The organism is Pseudomonas fontis, assembly GCF_028656955.1.
GTDB lineage: Bacteria > Pseudomonadota > Gammaproteobacteria > Pseudomonadales > Pseudomonadaceae > Aquipseudomonas > Aquipseudomonas fontis.
Map to the genome: position 1 here is coordinate 1 of NZ_JAMDGY010000085.1, position 15,553 is coordinate 15,553.

Here is a 15,553-nt window from a genome sequence, read left to right on the forward strand (position 1 = left end):
CACACTATTCCGAATAGCCCTTATACTGAATCTGAGCAACTGATGTCTGACCTGGGCTGAGTAGGAAAAAACACTAGAGTGGAAGCCGCTAACAAGGGTTTTGACACACTCTGGGCCGATTGCAGCCCTTCATGACAGGCAGCAATCGGCCGAAGTGGTCACTGGAATTTCCGATTTCGTGCACACCCTATTCAAGGGCTACGCATACCTTTTCGAACCAGGCGGAAAAGGTTGGCCAACGTTCGCTTGTCCTGCCGTTGTGCGACCAGTATCGAACGGCACCTGTCTCCGATATGCAGAAGTAGTCACTGTTATCCTCAATGAAAGGCAACCAATCCCGGGGCACGCCCTGTGCCCAAGCCGTTTCGGCGATTTCGAAGATATCCAGATAGCTGCACCCTCTCACTATCACCGCCGGTTCAAAGGCAGCGTTTGCGACATTGCTACCTCCTTGCAGGAACCGGATGTATTGATCGGGAAAGCGAAAATTGAGCAAACGCTGTGCGTCAGCAATTTCAGCATTTGTTGGAACACGAAAAGGATCGTCTGTCATTCGCTCAACTCGAGCACTGAACTAGTAGCATCCGGTGGATGACAGGCTATCCAACCCGAACGTATCCGCTTCGGGTCAGAAAGGGTTGCCGACTGAACATCCATATCTGGACTACAACCTTGCGCCGCATGTCAGCCATGCATCACAGGTGTTGATGCCCCCCGCATTTCACGTCGTATAATCCGCATTAATCCGGATATACCCCTCCGACAAATCACACCCATAAACCGTAAAGCGTCCCTGCGCGATATTCAGGTCCACTGAAATCAGCACCTCCTTGCCCTGCAGATACCCCTTCACCTCACGCAAACCGGCCTCGTCCAACTGACGCGGATAGGCTTCGGTCTCGCCGAATACAATCCTGACCTTGTCCGGGTCAATGTCCTGGTCCGCCTCGCACTTGCCGATGGCCATGGCAACCCGTCCCCAGTTCGGGTCCGCGCCATGCACGGCCGTCTTGACCAGCGGCGAGTTGACGATGGCCTTGGCCACGCGCTTGGCCTGGGCGTCGTCGCGGGCGCCGCTGACCTGCACCTCCAGCGCTTTGCTGGCGCCTTCGCCGTCCGAGGCGATCATGCGCACCAGGCTCAGTGCGATGTCGTACAAGGCCTGCTCGAACTCGCCCAGGTCCACTTCGCCGGCCAGGCCGTTGGCCAGGATCACCGCCGAATCGCTGGTCGAGGTGTCAGTGTCGATGCTCAAGGCATTGAAGGTCTTGTCCATCACCCGGCGGAACATGGCATCCAGCACCGGCGGCGCAATTTGCGCGTCGGTGAAGAAGAAGGTCAGCAGGGTGGCCATGTTGGGCTCGATCATCCCCACGCCCTTGGCAATGCCCACCAGGCTGGCGTTGCCCACCTTGCGCGCAGCGTGCTTGGTGTGGGTGTCGGTGGTCATGATGGCGGCGGCGCAACGCTGGAAATCAGCCGTTTGCAAGGGCGGTACATCGGCCAGGAAGGCGCGGATCTTTTCCATCGGGTACTGGCGACCAATCACGCCGGTCGAGGCAATCACCAACTCCTGGGCATCGACGCCGACCGCCCGGGCCACGCCCGCACGCACTTCTTCGGCATTGGCCAGGCCTTCGGGGCCAGTGGCGACGTTCGCATTGCGGGCAATGACGACCACGCCACGCGCGGTGTGGCGCTGGGCGACCTGGCGGGACAAGGTCACGCTCGGGCCGGCGAAACGCGACTGGGTGAACATCGCACTGACGCTGGCCGGCACGTCGGAGACGACCGCCATGAAGTCATCGCGGCTGTCCTTGATGCCCAGGTTGGCAATGATGCTGCTGAAGCCTTTCGGCTGAAGATGCGCGTCGCTCATGTCAGGTCCTTCAGAATGATGAATGCGTCCTTTACCGTGTGAAGCGCGGCGAGTTGCTTGCGCAGGGTTGCGCGGTCCGGCTTTCCGGTAGGTGTCAACGGTATCCGTTCGAGCGCTGCTATGCCAGCACGAACACCGAGTGTGTCGAGCAACTGGACGAGTTTTGCTTGCGCATCGTGGGCGCGCTTGGCATCGGCCTGTATCACCACATGAGCTCGGCGACGGTCCTCGACATCAACCAGCACTACCACGCGCGTCAGGGCAAGTGCGAGTGCGATGTGCCCTTCAAGGGCAGGCGCGAATTGCGTGCCCTGGCGCGTCAGCAGTGCATCGGTGCTGCGACCCAGTGGCATCAGATTGCCGTTGGCCTGGCGCTGGGCAATGTCGCCACTGAAGTAGGCTTCACCTTCGACCGAGTCGGCAGACAGCGGGAAGTAGCCGGAACCCCTATGGCTGGAGCGCGCGACAATTTCGCCGATATCCGGCTGCGCCGGGTCGAGCACGTGCAGCTCCACCTTGACATCGCCGAGTGCACGCAACCCGCAACTGACCTGCAGTCCAGCGTCGAAGTTGGCGAGGATCATGCCGAACTCGGTGGAACCATAGATCCGCTTGATCCTCACCCCCATGCAGCGCTCGGTTTCCACGACGACCGGGTCGTCCAGATAGGCGCCGCCACAGAACGGATTGCTCAGTGCTGGCAAACGAACACCTTGGTGTTGGGCACTGTGTGCCAGCTCCAGGTACTGCGATGGCAGTGCACTCATGACCGTGATGCGTTGTTCGGCAAGTGTGCACAGATTCTCTTCGACCTGGGTAGCCTCGCCCAGATACAGCATGGCCCCGGTCAACAAGGCAGGGAACACGTGAAGGTCGACGGCATGCCCGCCATCGAGGGTATGGATGTTCAGGTAGCGGTCAGTGGCATCAAGCCCTGCACATTCGACCCAGTGCATGATTTCCCGGAACAGGCAGTCTTGTCGCCACAACGCAAGCTTCGGAGTACCGGTGCTCCCGGAGGTTTCTTGCATGCGCATCAGCCCGCTGAGTGCATGGCCGTGCCCAGGAATGTTGACTGTTATCTGCGCAGCACATAGGGCAAACCCCGCAATCTCGAGCCCTTCAGGCACCCAGCCGTGCTCGGTGATCAGCAGCGCAGCGTGGACTTGATCCAGGCGCAATGCCCGGTGCTCGGGGCTGCTGGCCAGGTTGATCGGGCAGTGCACCAGCCCCAGGCTGGCCATGGCAAACAACAGGGCTACGTAACCGATGCTGTTACCCAGTTGGGTCGCCACCACATCCCCTTCGCACAGGCCCGCAGCATGCAGGCGACCGCGCAGCTGGTTGATGTCGTGCAGTAGCTCGGCATAGGTCCGGGTTGCTCCCAGGTGATCAATGACGGCCAATTTATGCTGATCGCGCGCGACCATACGGTGGAACTGTTGCTGGAACATTGATCCGTCTCCTTGATGGTCAGCAGCCCTGGCCGAAGTACAGCTTCAGGTGCTCGCCGACTGGCCGAAAGCCGATTTCACCCAAGCGATTGCGCAAGGGCCCACTCACGCAGGTGAAGGTCAGAGGCTTGCGTTGCCGCTGGTGAATGCCTGTGCATACATCACTCAGCAGCCGGTCCGATACACCACGCAGACGGTGCTTTGCGTCGACAAAAATGAAGCCCAGTTGTTCGTGCTCTTCATCGCTGCTGGTCAATGCCGCGCAGCCGCCTAGCCGGCCGTCCACGTCGATTACATACAGCGCCTGGCGTTGCATCAGTTGGCGGACGGTGTGCCTTGCCTGTTCCTGGCTGGATATCAGCTTCACGCCAGAGTCCTTTTCCATCTGAATCCGGTAGTCGATCAGGGTGGCTTCGTCAGTGGGCTGGGCCAGGCGGGTCGTCAATTCCGCCACTGTGCTGGCCGGGAAGGCTTCGAATTGTTTGAGCAGCACCTCGTCGCGACGGCCAATCTGAGGTAGCCATGCTTGTGGCCAGCATTGCGTCAGGCGCTCCAGGACCGTCTTGGGCCCCAAGGCCATCTCTGGGCTGGCATGACGCTGGCTGACCTGAAGCAGCAACGCTTCATCCGGATCACCTGCGGCGAGGATGACCGGTACCGCAAATGGCGGCAGGCAAGGCAACAGGGCGATGACTGCATGCAGCCCGCGGTCGTCCTCGCGCAGGTATACCTGCAGACCTTGCGGGCAGTTGCGCAGGGCACTGCTCAGGAACAGTTGGGCATCGGCATCTTCGGTGTGGCGGATGAATTCCAGCACCTGGGGATAGCGGTCCTGAGGAAGGGTTTGAATGCTCAAGGCAATATTCTCGTTCTAAATGGGTGAAAGTGGAGACAACGTGCTCCAGCAGGCGGGATTCAAGGGGGAGGCATTGAAGTCCAGCCGCGACCGCTGCGGTCCCAGGGCAATGCAGGCTGCCGACTGGGATGCCCAGACACTGCCCTCGACTTCGCGCTGCCAGATCAGAGCATCCGCGTCGCTGCCATACTGGCCATCACCCGCCAGCAGGTATAACCATTGCCCCCATGCCTGGGTCGGTGATGCGCTGACAGTAGGCTGCGGTAGTGGCTTGGCGGCAAACAGCGGCAGATGGCGCTCAAGGCGTGGATGGCCCTCGCCGATGCCGCGGTAGCACAGGCCATGCACCCCTTTGCCCAGGCGCAGGGAGTTCAGCGTTCGGGTGTCCCACTGATGGAGCAGCAGGCCATCGGCATCGGCCTGGCCGAGGATGAAACCGTTGTACTGGCACAGCGTGTCGGCGTCCCATTGCTGCTCGGGGGCGTCCAATGCCAGCAGCGGCAGCTCGCCGCGACTGCGGGTTGCACCACGTACGCGTTCAGGGCGGTTGACCAGGAAACTGGCCCGGTGCCTGCGCCGGTCGAGCGCAAGCCAGGTGCCGCCGGATTGCAGGTCAAGACCGCCAATGATGTCCGGGTGGCGGTCGGGCCAATGCAGTGCAGGCGCTACCCACGGTCGATCGACAGACTCGTCGCGAACGCTAGCCAAGAGCACCGGCCAGCGTCGCGACAGGCCGACAGCGGCGATAATCGTGCACACCGTTACACGCTCGCCAGGGTGGCGCCCGGCGCTGATGCAATCGTCTTGAACGTGACTTGCCCGCGCAGCAGCTTGCGGCATGTTTGCGGTTGCAACCCGCGCCGGCCATGCAAGGTTCGCTGGTTGTCGATAACCAGAAGGTCGCCGGTCCGCCAGCGATGGCTATACACGTAGGGGGTGGCCGTCAGGTGTTGCTCTAGTGCCGCGAACCAGGCGGCTGAGGCCTCGGCCGTGAACCCCGGAACACGTACATCCCAGCTGGCTTTGGCTTGCCTGTCGAAGGGCAGGGCGAGATTGAGCGAGCGCATGCGGCCATAGTCGCGGAACGTCGAGATCGGGTACCACCCCTCAGGAACGGTGGCAAAGTAACCACGTTCGAACGCCAGGTATTCAAGTTTGCCGTCCAGCAGCGGCTGGCGCAGTGAATCAGGCATGTTTTGCCAGGCTGCAAGCTGGTCGCAGACAACGGTGGCACCGTCCTCGTCGATGCCCTGGACATCTTCGGCGTAGAGGATGATCAGGTCGACCTGGGTGCCGAGCAATATGCCATCGGTGTGCAGGGGCAGGCTGCCACGACCGGTGATGACCTTGTCTTTATCGTGGGTGCCATTGAGCTTGAGAATGTCGGAGAAGCCGTAGCCCACCTGGGCGTTGTCGTCGACATAGGAAACCTTGTCGCCCAGGCTTTCCACGAACCTCTGGAAGCTGTGGTCGTCGAAGCGGACATTGCGTAGCAAGCTTACACCGTGGTCGAGTACGGCTTGGCGAACGCATGTCAGCGGGGTGTCATCAGCAAGCTCGATGCCCAAGCCAGAAGTGGTCAGGGTCGTGCCGCGCACGTTTTGCACAGGTAAAGAGGCATTCATGAGCTGTTCCTTCAGCAACGGTGGGTGATCGAATGCAACGCGCGATCGAGGATTTCCTGAGCGCTCAGGGGGCTCAGAGGGGTGCGAGTGGCCTGCTCCAGCTGAGTGACCAGAAGCTGTCGATACACGGCTGGAGCACTGGCGCGCTGACCGCTTGTGTCGTCGATCAACTGGCTCAGCGCGGCGCCAAGCCCATTGCCGTGGTGGATCGCGGTTTTCTTGCGCCAGGCCGCTTCGGCAGGCAGCCAGCGTTCCGCTGCCAGGCGCAGGTGGCCTTTCTCGCGGCCACGGGTGGTTTTGACCGATGGGCAGGTGTCCAGCGCCGTGCGCAATACCCGTTGGTCCCAGTAGGGATGCGCCAGTTCACTGCCGCAGGCCTGGGCTGCAAGGCTGGTGAGTTCGCTGGAATAGCGGGTCTTGTTGACCTCGATGGCGATGCTGTGGCGGATGTCGTCAGGCATTCCGTCGCCGGTAGCCAGGCCCGAGTTGATCAGGTCCGAGCCGTAGCCGGTGAAGATGAGGTGACCTGCGGTCAACTGGCGACAGAATGCGCTGATCGCCACACCGATCTCCACTGCCTGGGGGTGTGCGTGACCGAAGGCACGCACCGTTTGCGGTAATGCCAGCAGGATGGACTGCGGATCGAGCTCGACCCGGTTCAGAGGGCGACCAATGGCGTCGGCCAGTTGCTGGGCATCGTCAAACTCATTGCCCCAAGGTGTACCAATGCTAAAAGCTTCGAAGGTTGGGCACTGCTTGGCCAGCAGGGCTGCAACCAAGCCTGAATCGACACCACCGGAGACCAGCGCTGCGACCTTGCCCGGCCACTTCAAATGATCGGCAATGCTGTGTTCAAGTGCACTGAGCTGGGCCTCGCCAGCTAGCACGGCAGTGTTAAATCGGGCGCTTTGCAAGGCCAGGCTGTCGAATGTTTCGCAACATTCAATATGGGTGCGGTTGCCTTGTAGCACGACCTCCAGGCGATTGCTGTGTTGCAGGCGGGTGAGGCCATGAATGCTTGAATGGTCCCCCAGGTGGACACCAGCATTTTCACGGACGGATAACTGGCAGTCGGTCAGGTTCACCCAGGCGCTGGCAGCGATCAACAGGTCAGTTGAAATGATGAAGTTGCCGCGGTGATCCGCGCTCCAGTACAGCGGCGTGATGTTACGGCTACTGGTCTCTACCGTCAGCTTGTTGCCTTGCACATCCAGGGTGTTGTCGCCACCGACGACCAGTCGTGTGCATGGCCGGCCCAGCGCATCAGCCTGGTCGCCGGCAACCGGCGTTGGCCAGGCATTGGCGTAGCCGTGAAATGCCGACCCCGTGAGCGGCAGGTGGGCGTCTTCTAACTGAGTGATGGGGCGACTGGAGAGTAACAACCAAGGCTGTTGGGTCACGAGACAGCCTCCAGGGTTGACTGGGCGGCAGACTTGCCGAGGACCGTCTTCATCTTTCCTTGTGCTTCACCTGCTGCAAACGCGGCACGGTGGGCCTGTTTCCCGGCGATGCGGGTCTGTTCAAGGCCCGCGATAAAATCGCGGTTGAGGTAGGTTTTGGTATTCCTGAAGGCCGCGCTGGTGAAACCTGCGGCGCGGTGGGCCTGTTCCAGTGCGCTGGCGCGCAACTGCCTGGCATCGGTAACGCAGTGCAGCAGGCCATCGGCCAATGCGCGTTCCGCAGGCCATTCGGCACACGACATGAGCATGTTCTGCATGAGGCTGCGACCAACGATTTTTTCCAGCATGAAGCCGCCAAATGTGCAGGCGATGCCCAGTTCGAACTCAGGCATTTTCAGCACACAGCGATCGCTGCCGATCCGATAGTCCGCTGTCAGGGCAATCTGCAAGCCGATGCCGATGGCATAGCCGTCGATGGCGACAATCAGCGGGCGGGTCAGTTGCAGGGCGGCAACGTACAGGTCGGTGACATGATCGATCCATATGTCGACTTCATCGCCACCGTTGAAGGTAGAGGTCTCGTGAAAGCTGCCACCTGCGCCGAAAGATCGGCCTTCGCCGCTGTGCAGCAACACGGCATGTACCGCACCATCGTCATTCAGTTGATGCAGCAGGCGGGTCAATTGCGCCATCCGCGGCATCGACCACAGGTTGTGCCGGTGCGAGTCGGTAAAAGCGACCAGTGCGACACCGCCTTCCAATGTGATGTCGAAATCGTAATTGAGGTACTCTTTCATGTTGCTTGGCATCGATAACTTCCCGTGTGTACCAGACTGTCCTTATTGGGTACGACCGTGCAAATTCCTGGGGGGGATAGCACTGTGCGCGGCGAACAATGTTAGGGCGTCTCAAGGAAAGAAACTTATCGATGCACGAGGCATTTCGATAATAAATTGCTAATGGATTGCGATTTGAGAAAGTATATTTCTTTGCCAGCGCTAGAGCCTATCGACCTGCGAATTCTGGGGGCGGTACAACGTAATGGGCGTATTTCGAATGTGGAGCTTTCACTGGAAGTGGGCTTGAGCCCCGCACCGTGCTGGCGTCGTCTCAAACGACTTGAGGCACAGCGTTTCATCCTGGGTTATCAGGCAAATCTGAACCGCAGGCTGCTGGGGTATTCGGTATGCGCGTATGTGTTCCTGGACGTTTCAACGCATGCAGAGCACGAACTCAAGTCACTCGAAAGGTCGTTGATGAACCGGCCGGAAGTCGCTGCGTTGCAGGTGGTGACTGGCAAGTTCGACCTGGTGCTCCAGGTCGTTACGGCCACCATGGATGAATATGTCGAGTTCATCGATGGTGTGGTGCGGCAACTGCCGTTGGTAAACACCTTTTACAGCAGCCTCATCCTGCGAGAAGTACGCGGCCAGGGGTTCGTGCCGCTGATGCGTGACTAGCGCTCTGTCAGCCTGGGCATACGCGGCAACCTCATCCGTTGGGGTGCTGCTGTATGATTCTGCCTCAACGTTGCGATCCTGCCGCCCACAAGGACCTCGACATGCGTCGACTGCCATCCCTCACTGCGCTGCGCACTTTTGAATGCGCCGCCCGCCATGGCCATTTCGGCCGCGCCGCCGCCGAGCTGTGCGTGACCGACAGCGCCGTCAGCCACCAGATCCGCCAATTGGAGGAGCAACTGGGCGTCGAGCTGTTCCAGCGCGTCGGCCGCCAGGTTCGCCCCAGCGCCGAAGCCGAACGTCTGCTGCGCCACCTGCAGCAAGCCTTCGAACTGATCGGCAAGGCCTGCGATGAACTGCGCGACCCGGCCTCACAGGCTGTCCTGCGTGTCGCGGTCACCGCCGAGCTTGCGCAGAAGTGGCTGGTCGCGCGTCTGGCTGACTTCAGTAGCCGCTACCCGCATATCACCCTGCACCTGCACGAACAGCCCATCAACGCAGGCGCCCCCGGCGCGGACGTCGATATCGCCATCACCTACGGCACCAGCGACCTGGATGCCAGCACCCACTTCGTGCGGCCCTTGCCGCTGTTGCAGTTCTTCCCGGTGTGCAGCCCCGGGCTGTTCAACCAGGGCGGGCTCAAGCGCCCGCGCGACCTGGTGCGCCATTGCCTGCTGCACGACGACCAGGACGGCAAGACCTGGACCAGTTGGCTGGCCACCCACGCCGACGATGCCTTGCCCACGCGCCAGCTGTATTTCCCACATGCCGCGCTGGCACTGGAAGCGGCGGTGCTGGGGCAGGGCGTGGCCATGGGCGACAACCTCACGTGCATCGCCGACCTGCAAAGCGGCCGGCTGGTCCGGCCGTTCACTGCCAGCGTTACTGCCCAGGGCCAGTACGCATTGGTCTGCGAGCGCCTGCGCCTGGAGCGCGGCGCGGTGGCGCAATTCATCGAGTGGTTCAGCGAACAGATCGCCGAACCTTGAATTGAATTCACCTATCGCTGAGTTTTCATCGTTGGAACCCACGCTGGCAGCGGCGTAGCGTTCAGGCATCCCAACCCGACGATGAGGTTCACCATGGCACGTTCGCTCAGCACCACTCCCAAGGCCGATGGCTTCCGCCTGCCCGGCGAATTCGAGCGCAAGGCCGGCTGCTGGCTGGGCTGGCCGGAGCGCCCGGATGTCTGGCGCAACGGTGCCAAGCCTGCGCAGAAAGTCTGGGTCGATATTGTCAGCGCCATTGCCTCCAGCGAGCCGGTCACCGTTTGTGCTTCCGCCGGACAATACGCCAATGCCCGCCGCCAGTTGCCGGCGCATGTACGGGTGGTCGAGATGACCTGCAACGACACCTGGTTCCGCGACAGCGGCCCGTGTTTCGTGGTCAATGACGGCAGCGGGGAGGTGCGTGGCGTCGACTTCGAGTTCAACGCCTATGGCGGGTTGGATGGCGGCCTGTACTACCCCTGGGACAAGGACGACCAGATCGCCAGCAAGATCCTCGAAATCGAGAACCTGGACCGCTACCGCGCCCCGTTGATCGCCGAGCTGGGCGGCATCCAGAGTGACGGCCAGGGCAGCTTGCTGACCACCGAGCAATGCCTGCTCAACCGCAACCGCAACGCCCACCTGGGCAAGGCCGAAGTGACCAAGCGCCTCGAAGACTACCTGGGCGCCGACCAGGTCATCTGGCTGCCGCGTGGCTGCAAGTTCGACGAGACTGACGGCCACGTCGATGACCTGGCCTGCTTCGTTCGCCCGGGTGAAGTGGTGCTGCAATGGACCGACAACCGCGACGACCCGCAGTGGGACATCTACCAGGAAGCCTACGACATCCTGCGCAGCACCCGCGATGCCCGGGGGCGTGAGCTGAAGGTGCACAAGCTGCCGCAACCAGACGTGTTGCAATGGACTGCCGACGAGGCGGCCGGGCTGGACCAGGTGGAAGGTACCCACCTGCGTCAAGCGGGGACCAAGATCTGCGCGTCCTACATCAATTACTACGTCGGCAACTCGGCCATCGTCCTGCCGCTGTTCGGCGATCGCAACGACCGCATTGCCCAGGCAACTTTGGCAGAGCTGTTCCCGAACCACCGCATCCTCGGCATTGAAAACTCGCGGGAGATTCTGCTCGGGGGCGGCAACGTTGCCTGCATCACCATGCCGCAATACGCAGGAGCCCAGCGCCCATGAAATGTGCAGCCCTGGCACTTGCCCTGGCGTGTGCGGCACCGGTGGTCCAGGCGGCCGACGCACAACAGCCGACCGTCAACCTGTTGATCTGGGGCGAGTACCTTGCCCCGGACACCTTGAGCAACTTCGAGAAGGCCACCGGGATTCGCGTGGTGGCCGACCACTTCGACTCGCTGGAAACCGCCGAGACCAAACTGCTCACCGGCGGCAGTGGCTACGACCTGGTGCTCAGCGCCGGTCAGCACCTGACCCGGGCGATTGCCAGCGGCGCCTTGCAGCCGCTGGACAAGGCCAAGCTGCCGCACCTGCAAGGGGTGGGTGAGGAGTTCCGCCAGCACATGGCGGTATTCGACCCGGGCAACCGCTATGCCGGCACCTACGCCTGGGGCACCACGGGCGTAGGTTTTCAGGAGCAGGCCGTCGCCGCGCGGATCGCGGATGCGCCGCGCAACAGCTGGGCGATGCTGTTCGACCCGCAGGTGGTGGCGAAATTTGCCAGTTGCGGGGTCAGCCTGCTCAACGACCCCAATGAAGTCTTTGCGGCGGTGATGCGTTACCTGGGGCTGGACATCAACCAGCAGCGCATCGAAGACCTGAAGCTGGCCGAGGCGCAGTTGCAGAAGGTGCGGCCTTACATTCGCTACTTCGACAACGACCGCAACATCAACGACCTGGCCAATGGCGAGACCTGTGTGGCGATGTCGTGGAACGGCAATGTAGCGATTGCCGAGGCGCAGGCGCAGCAGGCGAAGAAGGCGTTCAGCCTGGACTACCACATCCCGGATGAAGGCACGTTGATCTGGCTGGATGCCCTGGTGGTGCCCAAGGACGCGCCGCACCCGGAGGCGGCCTGGGCCTTGATGGACTACCTGATGCGCCCGGAGGTGATCGCGCCGATCACCGACACCATCCATTACGCCAATGCGATCACCGCGGCCGACAGCCTGGTCGACCCGCAGATCCGCAATGCGCCGGGCACCTATCCACCGGTGGAGGTGCGGGCGCGGTTGTACAGCAAGAATGACAACGGCAAGGCGTTCAACCGGGAACTGACGCGGGCGTTCAGTCGGTTGAAAAGCGGGATGTAGGGTGGTGAGGCCGTCGCTACCCATGCAATGGATTGGAATGGAATACCTGTGGGAGCCGGCCTTGCCGGCGATGGGCAAACACCTTGGCTGGCAAGCCTTTGGCTTGCATCGCCGGCAACGCCGGCTCCCACAGATTGCGTCAGATCGAAAGTCGGCTCAGCGCCCGCCGGCTATACACCGTCCCCACCCACTTGAAGATCAACCCGACAATCAACGCACTGCTGGCCACCAGGAAGATCAACGGTCTATCAGTCTCCTGCATCAACAGCGCAATCAACGCCGGCGTCAGCGCCGCCGCGACCATCAGGGTAATGCTCACCAGCGGGGTGAGGTTGCCGTTCGGGTCGTTGGTGGTCACCGACGACATGTAGTAGGACAACGCCAATACCCAGCCAAAGTTGAGCAGGGTGATCGCCACCAGCAGTTCATTGGCATCGCGGCTATACCCCGTCAACAACCCAGTAGCCACCAGCACCGCCAGCGAGCCGATGGCAATCATCAAGCCGCGTTGCACCCGCGCGCCCAGCACGCTGGGCAGCAACGCCCCTGGCAAGCCGCCTACTGTCCCTACGCCAAAGGCCCAGCCGATATCCACGGCGCAAATACCCCGGTCACGGCCCATCTGGTCGATAAAGCCCCACACGCAGTAGATCGCCACCTGCAAAAACAACATCCCGACCAGCGAAAACCGCCCAATGATCGCGCACCCACTGCGGGCCTCTGGGCTGCTATCGGACTGCGCCAGTACATCCAGGTTTTTCGGAATGTTCAGGCACGCCACCCCGATCAGCAGTGCCCAGCCTGCGAAGGTATAGAGGGCAATCTCCACGCTCTGCACCGCGGCAATCACCGGCAATGCCGCCGCGTACAGCGAGTAAATCGGCGTTTGCAGCAGCAACATGAAGCCGAACGAACGGTCCTGCCCCGGCAGCCGGCCAATGCCACACACCGCGTACGCATACAGCAACCCTGCGCAGGTGCCGCTGGCCAGGCGGCTGAGCATCAACAGCGACAGGCTGTCGGCATGGGCACTGAGCAGGTTGCACAGTACGTTGACCAGCACCGTGACCAGGCACAGGTTGCGTCCGCTGAAGCGTTTGGCCAGCGGCGGGGTGAGCAGGGTGCCCAGGGCCATCCCGGCCATCTCGATGGAAATCACCCAGCCTTGCTGGCTGAGGGTAAGCGCCAGGCGTTCGACCAGCAGGCCGATGAAGATCGGCTGTACGCCAACGATCATGATCGACACCACCGCCGTGAAGATCAGTGAAGCACGCAGGATTTGCGGGTTTTTAGTCATGGGAAGTAGCCCTGGAGTCGTTTTTGTTGGGGGCATCGTTACGGCGCGGCGAGCTTGCTCAAGGCGAGCGAGCCCGCCGCTGTGTGGCACAGCGTGTTGCAGGGTGGAACGGTTAAGGATTTGTGCTGTTAGGCGCCGGACCAGAACACGCCTTTACGCACGATGCGCCGCTCACTGGGCACTGCCGCGACAGCCGCAGCGGCGTTCGGCGCCTTGATCACGATAAAGCTCGCTTCGTTGCCGACCTTGAGGCCGTAGCCCTGCTTGCCGATGACCTTGGCGCCGGCGTCGGTGGCCATGTGCAGGGCGATGTTGAGGTCTTCATCGGTGTAGAAGCCGGAGCGGTAGCCGACCAGCATGGCGCGTTGCAGCATGTCGCCATTGCCGTAGGGCCACCAGGCGTCCTGGATATTGTCGTTGCCGGTGAACACCCGCACCCCGGCGTTGCGCAGTTGCAGCACGGGCGGGAAGGCGCAGTCGCCGGGGGCGTTGGTCATGATCGCGATATCGGCGCGGGCGAGGGCTTCGGCCACCCGGTCGACGACTGCCGGCTCGACTTCACCCAGGGCATAGGCATGGCTGACCGCGACCCGTCCGGCCATGCCCAACGCCAGGGTGCGTTCGGCAATGCGCTGCAATTGGGCGATACCGATTTCGCCGGGTTCGTGCAGGTGAATGTCGATTTTCACATCACGCCGTTCGGCGATACCGAAGACGATGTCCAATTGCGCCTCGGCGTCTTCATCCAGCGTGGTCGGGTCGATGCCGCCGACCACCTGGGCACCTTCACGCATGGCTGCGTCGAGGATGTCCGCCGTGCCGGGACATGACACCACGCCGGCCTGGGGGAAGGCGACCAGCTCGATGTCGATCAACTCGCGCCATTTGTCCCGGGCTGCCATTACCGCGTACAGGTTGCCCAGCCCGGTGGTGGCATCCACATCGACGTGGCAACGCATGGCCAGGGTGCCGAACGAAGCGGCCTGTCGGATCAGCGCGTCGGCCCGCTCGGCGATGGGGGGCGAGGAGGCCAGCAGCTGTTTTTCCACGGCCAGGCGTTCGCGCAGGGTGTCGACGGGTTGATGGGGGCGCCAACGATCACCGACGAAGCTTTTGTCCAGATGGATATGGCCATCGACGAAACCGGGCAATACCAGTTGGCCTTGCAGGTCGATGATTTCGGCAGTGTCCGACAGCGGGCGCTGAGCGCCGATATAAGCAAACCGGCCGTCCTTGACCGCCAGGTGCAGGCTGCTGCCGTCGGCGGCAACGGCGTTGATGAAGATGCGATCAGTCATTGTGTAGCCCCTTTCAGTCATGGCTACACGATATCGGGGGACTGGTGGGCTTCACAAATTAAGTGTTGGAATCGAATCCATTCGAAAAGTGGATAGGGCGCGCAGACGCGCTATTCATTGCTTGTCAGCCTCCGATTCAGAACCTTCCTGCCGCATTTGCACCTGGAGCCGGCAGCCTCGCCACACATCCCTCTGCACGATTGGCCTGCAATAGGCGGGTAGTGCCTGCTAAACATCATATTCGCTTGAGTGGAAAGTAACGATGATAGCCAGTAAGGAAAGATGTGAAGATTATACCTTTGAAGAATTTAAGTACTTAGTCGCCGAAATCATGAGTGCTGTGGGGGGAGAGCAGTATCAAGACGATTTGATTGAGCACTTCATGATCGTGTCTGAACACCCTGCGGGTTCAGACCTTATCTTCTATCCGCAAGGGGGCTCTGATCCTACTTCGGATGAAATTGCTCAGCAAATTGATCTATGGCGCAAAGAGAATGGCAAACCTGGCTTCAAGTGATGAACAGAGGAGAACTGCCGGGTTGGAGGATGGAGCTTAAGCACTGTATGACTGCTTTGCCCAAGGACAAGTCGCTGCCGCAGGCTGCGCTCGCCTGCAACGTAGGCGCAGTTTTTGGGAGGCCTATGGCCTCCAGCGCAGCCTGTCGGCAGCGGCTACGTAGGCGTGTGGGCTTGAAGAGATTCGCTTATGTACACAGAGTCTGAGTTCTTGGCCTTCATAGAAGAAATAAAGTGTGCCAGGTCCCACTGACGGATTTAATTTATTGGCCAGCATCTGTGGGGGGCTGAGTCGGGGGAAATAGTTAAGACGTGGCGCGAGGAGAACGGTAAGCCCGGATTCAAGGCGCAATAGCTACAAGTAATGGGTCAACCATCGCGGGAGTAACTCAAAGATACGGTAGCCGCTGCCGCAGGCTGCGCTCGCCTGCATCGCAGGCGTCGCTTTATAGGGAGCCCTGCGGACTCCAGCGCAGCCTTACGGC

At 61.2% G+C, this 15,553-nt stretch carries 15 protein-coding genes; 5 read left to right on the forward strand and 10 right to left on the reverse strand.

Features of this window, described 5'->3' with window-relative positions:
• Nucleotides 1-187 precede the first annotated feature (187 nt).
• The 8 genes from M5G11_RS22500 to M5G11_RS22535 all read right to left on the reverse strand — a co-directional run bounded on the left by M5G11_RS22500 (nt 188) and on the right by M5G11_RS22535 (nt 8,023).
• Entirely contained in the window at nt 188-553 is a 366-nt protein-coding gene (locus M5G11_RS22500; protein ID WP_273913142.1) for an SMI1/KNR4 family protein, read from the reverse strand.
• Nucleotides 554-721: 168 nt separating this feature from the next.
• Complete coding sequence (gene argJ / locus M5G11_RS22505; RefSeq protein ID WP_273913141.1) at nt 722-1,879, reverse strand: bifunctional glutamate N-acetyltransferase/amino-acid acetyltransferase ArgJ; 1,158 nt, start codon at nt 1,877-1,879, stop codon at nt 722-724.
• The gene (locus M5G11_RS22510) at nt 1,876-3,333 is read right to left on the reverse strand and encodes a class I adenylate-forming enzyme family protein (protein ID WP_273913140.1); all 1,458 of its coding nucleotides are present in this window, start codon (nt 3,331-3,333) and stop codon (nt 1,876-1,878) included. Before M5G11_RS22510 ends, argJ begins: the two co-directional genes overlap by 4 nt.
• 19 nt (nt 3,334-3,352) lie before the next feature.
• Nucleotides 3,353-4,189, reverse strand: coding sequence for a GNAT family N-acetyltransferase (locus M5G11_RS22515; protein ID WP_273913139.1), 837 nt, complete (start codon nt 4,187-4,189; stop codon nt 3,353-3,355).
• 15 nt (nt 4,190-4,204) lie between these two features.
• Nucleotides 4,205-4,948 (reverse strand): NRDE family protein, encoded by a 744-nt coding sequence (locus tag M5G11_RS22520; RefSeq protein ID WP_273913138.1) that lies wholly within the window; start codon nt 4,946-4,948, stop codon nt 4,205-4,207.
• A gap of 2 nt (nt 4,949-4,950) precedes the next feature.
• Nucleotides 4,951-5,814, reverse strand: a complete 864-nt coding sequence (locus M5G11_RS22525) for a TauD/TfdA family dioxygenase (protein ID WP_273913137.1) — start codon at nt 5,812-5,814, stop codon at nt 4,951-4,953.
• Between the two features lie 11 nt (nt 5,815-5,825).
• Complete coding sequence (locus tag M5G11_RS22530) at nt 5,826-7,214, reverse strand: asparagine synthase C-terminal domain-containing protein (RefSeq protein WP_273913136.1); 1,389 nt, start codon at nt 7,212-7,214, stop codon at nt 5,826-5,828.
• The gene (locus M5G11_RS22535; protein WP_273913135.1) at nt 7,211-8,023 is read right to left on the reverse strand and encodes an enoyl-CoA hydratase/isomerase family protein; all 813 of its coding nucleotides are present in this window, start codon (nt 8,021-8,023) and stop codon (nt 7,211-7,213) included. Before M5G11_RS22535 ends, M5G11_RS22530 begins: the two co-directional genes overlap by 4 nt.
• A gap of 162 nt (nt 8,024-8,185) precedes the next feature.
• Here M5G11_RS22535 and M5G11_RS22540 point away from each other — a divergent pair, with 162 nt between their 5' ends.
• The 4 genes from M5G11_RS22540 to M5G11_RS22555 all read left to right on the forward strand — a co-directional run bounded on the left by M5G11_RS22540 (nt 8,186) and on the right by M5G11_RS22555 (nt 11,957).
• Nucleotides 8,186-8,674, forward strand: a complete 489-nt coding sequence (locus M5G11_RS22540; RefSeq protein ID WP_273925372.1) for an Lrp/AsnC family transcriptional regulator — start codon at nt 8,186-8,188, stop codon at nt 8,672-8,674.
• A gap of 101 nt (nt 8,675-8,775) precedes the next feature.
• Nucleotides 8,776-9,663: a LysR substrate-binding domain-containing protein gene (locus tag M5G11_RS22545; RefSeq protein WP_273913133.1), complete on the forward strand. Its 888-nt coding sequence runs from the start codon at nt 8,776-8,778 to the stop codon at nt 9,661-9,663.
• 93 nt (nt 9,664-9,756) lie between these two features.
• Nucleotides 9,757-10,869: an agmatine deiminase gene (gene aguA, locus M5G11_RS22550; RefSeq protein ID WP_273913132.1), complete on the forward strand. Its 1,113-nt coding sequence runs from the start codon at nt 9,757-9,759 to the stop codon at nt 10,867-10,869.
• Complete coding sequence (locus M5G11_RS22555) at nt 10,866-11,957, forward strand: extracellular solute-binding protein (protein ID WP_273913131.1); 1,092 nt, start codon at nt 10,866-10,868, stop codon at nt 11,955-11,957. Before aguA ends, M5G11_RS22555 begins: the two co-directional genes overlap by 4 nt.
• Before the next feature lie 139 nt (nt 11,958-12,096).
• Here the strand turns inward: M5G11_RS22555 and M5G11_RS22560 are convergent, their stop codons facing one another.
• Nucleotides 12,097-13,254, reverse strand: a complete 1,158-nt coding sequence (locus tag M5G11_RS22560) for an MFS transporter (protein WP_273913130.1) — start codon at nt 13,252-13,254, stop codon at nt 12,097-12,099.
• 128 nt (nt 13,255-13,382) lie between these two features.
• On the reverse strand, nt 13,383-14,552 hold the full coding sequence (locus M5G11_RS22565; protein ID WP_273913129.1) for an amidohydrolase family protein: 1,170 nt from the start codon (nt 14,550-14,552) through the stop codon (nt 13,383-13,385).
• A gap of 262 nt (nt 14,553-14,814) precedes the next feature.
• On the opposite strand from M5G11_RS22565, the gene M5G11_RS22570 reads away from it, so the two are divergent.
• The gene (locus M5G11_RS22570; protein WP_273913128.1) at nt 14,815-15,069 is read left to right on the forward strand and encodes a bacteriocin immunity protein; all 255 of its coding nucleotides are present in this window, start codon (nt 14,815-14,817) and stop codon (nt 15,067-15,069) included.
• The last annotated feature ends 484 nt before the right edge of the window (nt 15,070-15,553 follow it).

Excerpts from the sequence above, each read along its gene's own strand:
- M5G11_RS22500 (WP_273913142.1), bottom strand. The coding sequence starts at position 553 with ATGACAGACGATCCTTTTCGTGTTCCAACAAATGCTGAAATTGCTGAC.
- argJ (WP_273913141.1), bottom strand. The coding sequence starts at position 1,879 with ATGAGCGACGCGCATCTTCAGCCGAAAGGCTTCAGCAGCATCATTGCC.
- M5G11_RS22510 (WP_273913140.1), bottom strand. The coding sequence starts at position 3,333 with ATGTTCCAGCAACAGTTCCACCGTATGGTCGCGCGCGATCAGCATAAA.
- M5G11_RS22525 (WP_273913137.1), bottom strand. The coding sequence starts at position 5,814 with ATGAATGCCTCTTTACCTGTGCAAAACGTGCGCGGCACGACCCTGACC.
- M5G11_RS22535 (WP_273913135.1), bottom strand. The coding sequence starts at position 8,023 with ATGCCAAGCAACATGAAAGAGTACCTCAATTACGATTTCGACATCACA.
- M5G11_RS22545 (WP_273913133.1), top strand. The coding sequence starts at position 8,776 with ATGCGTCGACTGCCATCCCTCACTGCGCTGCGCACTTTTGAATGCGCC.
- aguA (WP_273913132.1), top strand. The coding sequence starts at position 9,757 with ATGGCACGTTCGCTCAGCACCACTCCCAAGGCCGATGGCTTCCGCCTG.
- M5G11_RS22555 (WP_273913131.1), top strand. The coding sequence starts at position 10,866 with ATGAAATGTGCAGCCCTGGCACTTGCCCTGGCGTGTGCGGCACCGGTG.
- M5G11_RS22560 (WP_273913130.1), bottom strand. The coding sequence starts at position 13,254 with ATGACTAAAAACCCGCAAATCCTGCGTGCTTCACTGATCTTCACGGCG.
- M5G11_RS22565 (WP_273913129.1), bottom strand. The coding sequence starts at position 14,552 with ATGACTGATCGCATCTTCATCAACGCCGTTGCCGCCGACGGCAGCAGC.
- M5G11_RS22570 (WP_273913128.1), top strand. The coding sequence starts at position 14,815 with ATGATAGCCAGTAAGGAAAGATGTGAAGATTATACCTTTGAAGAATTT.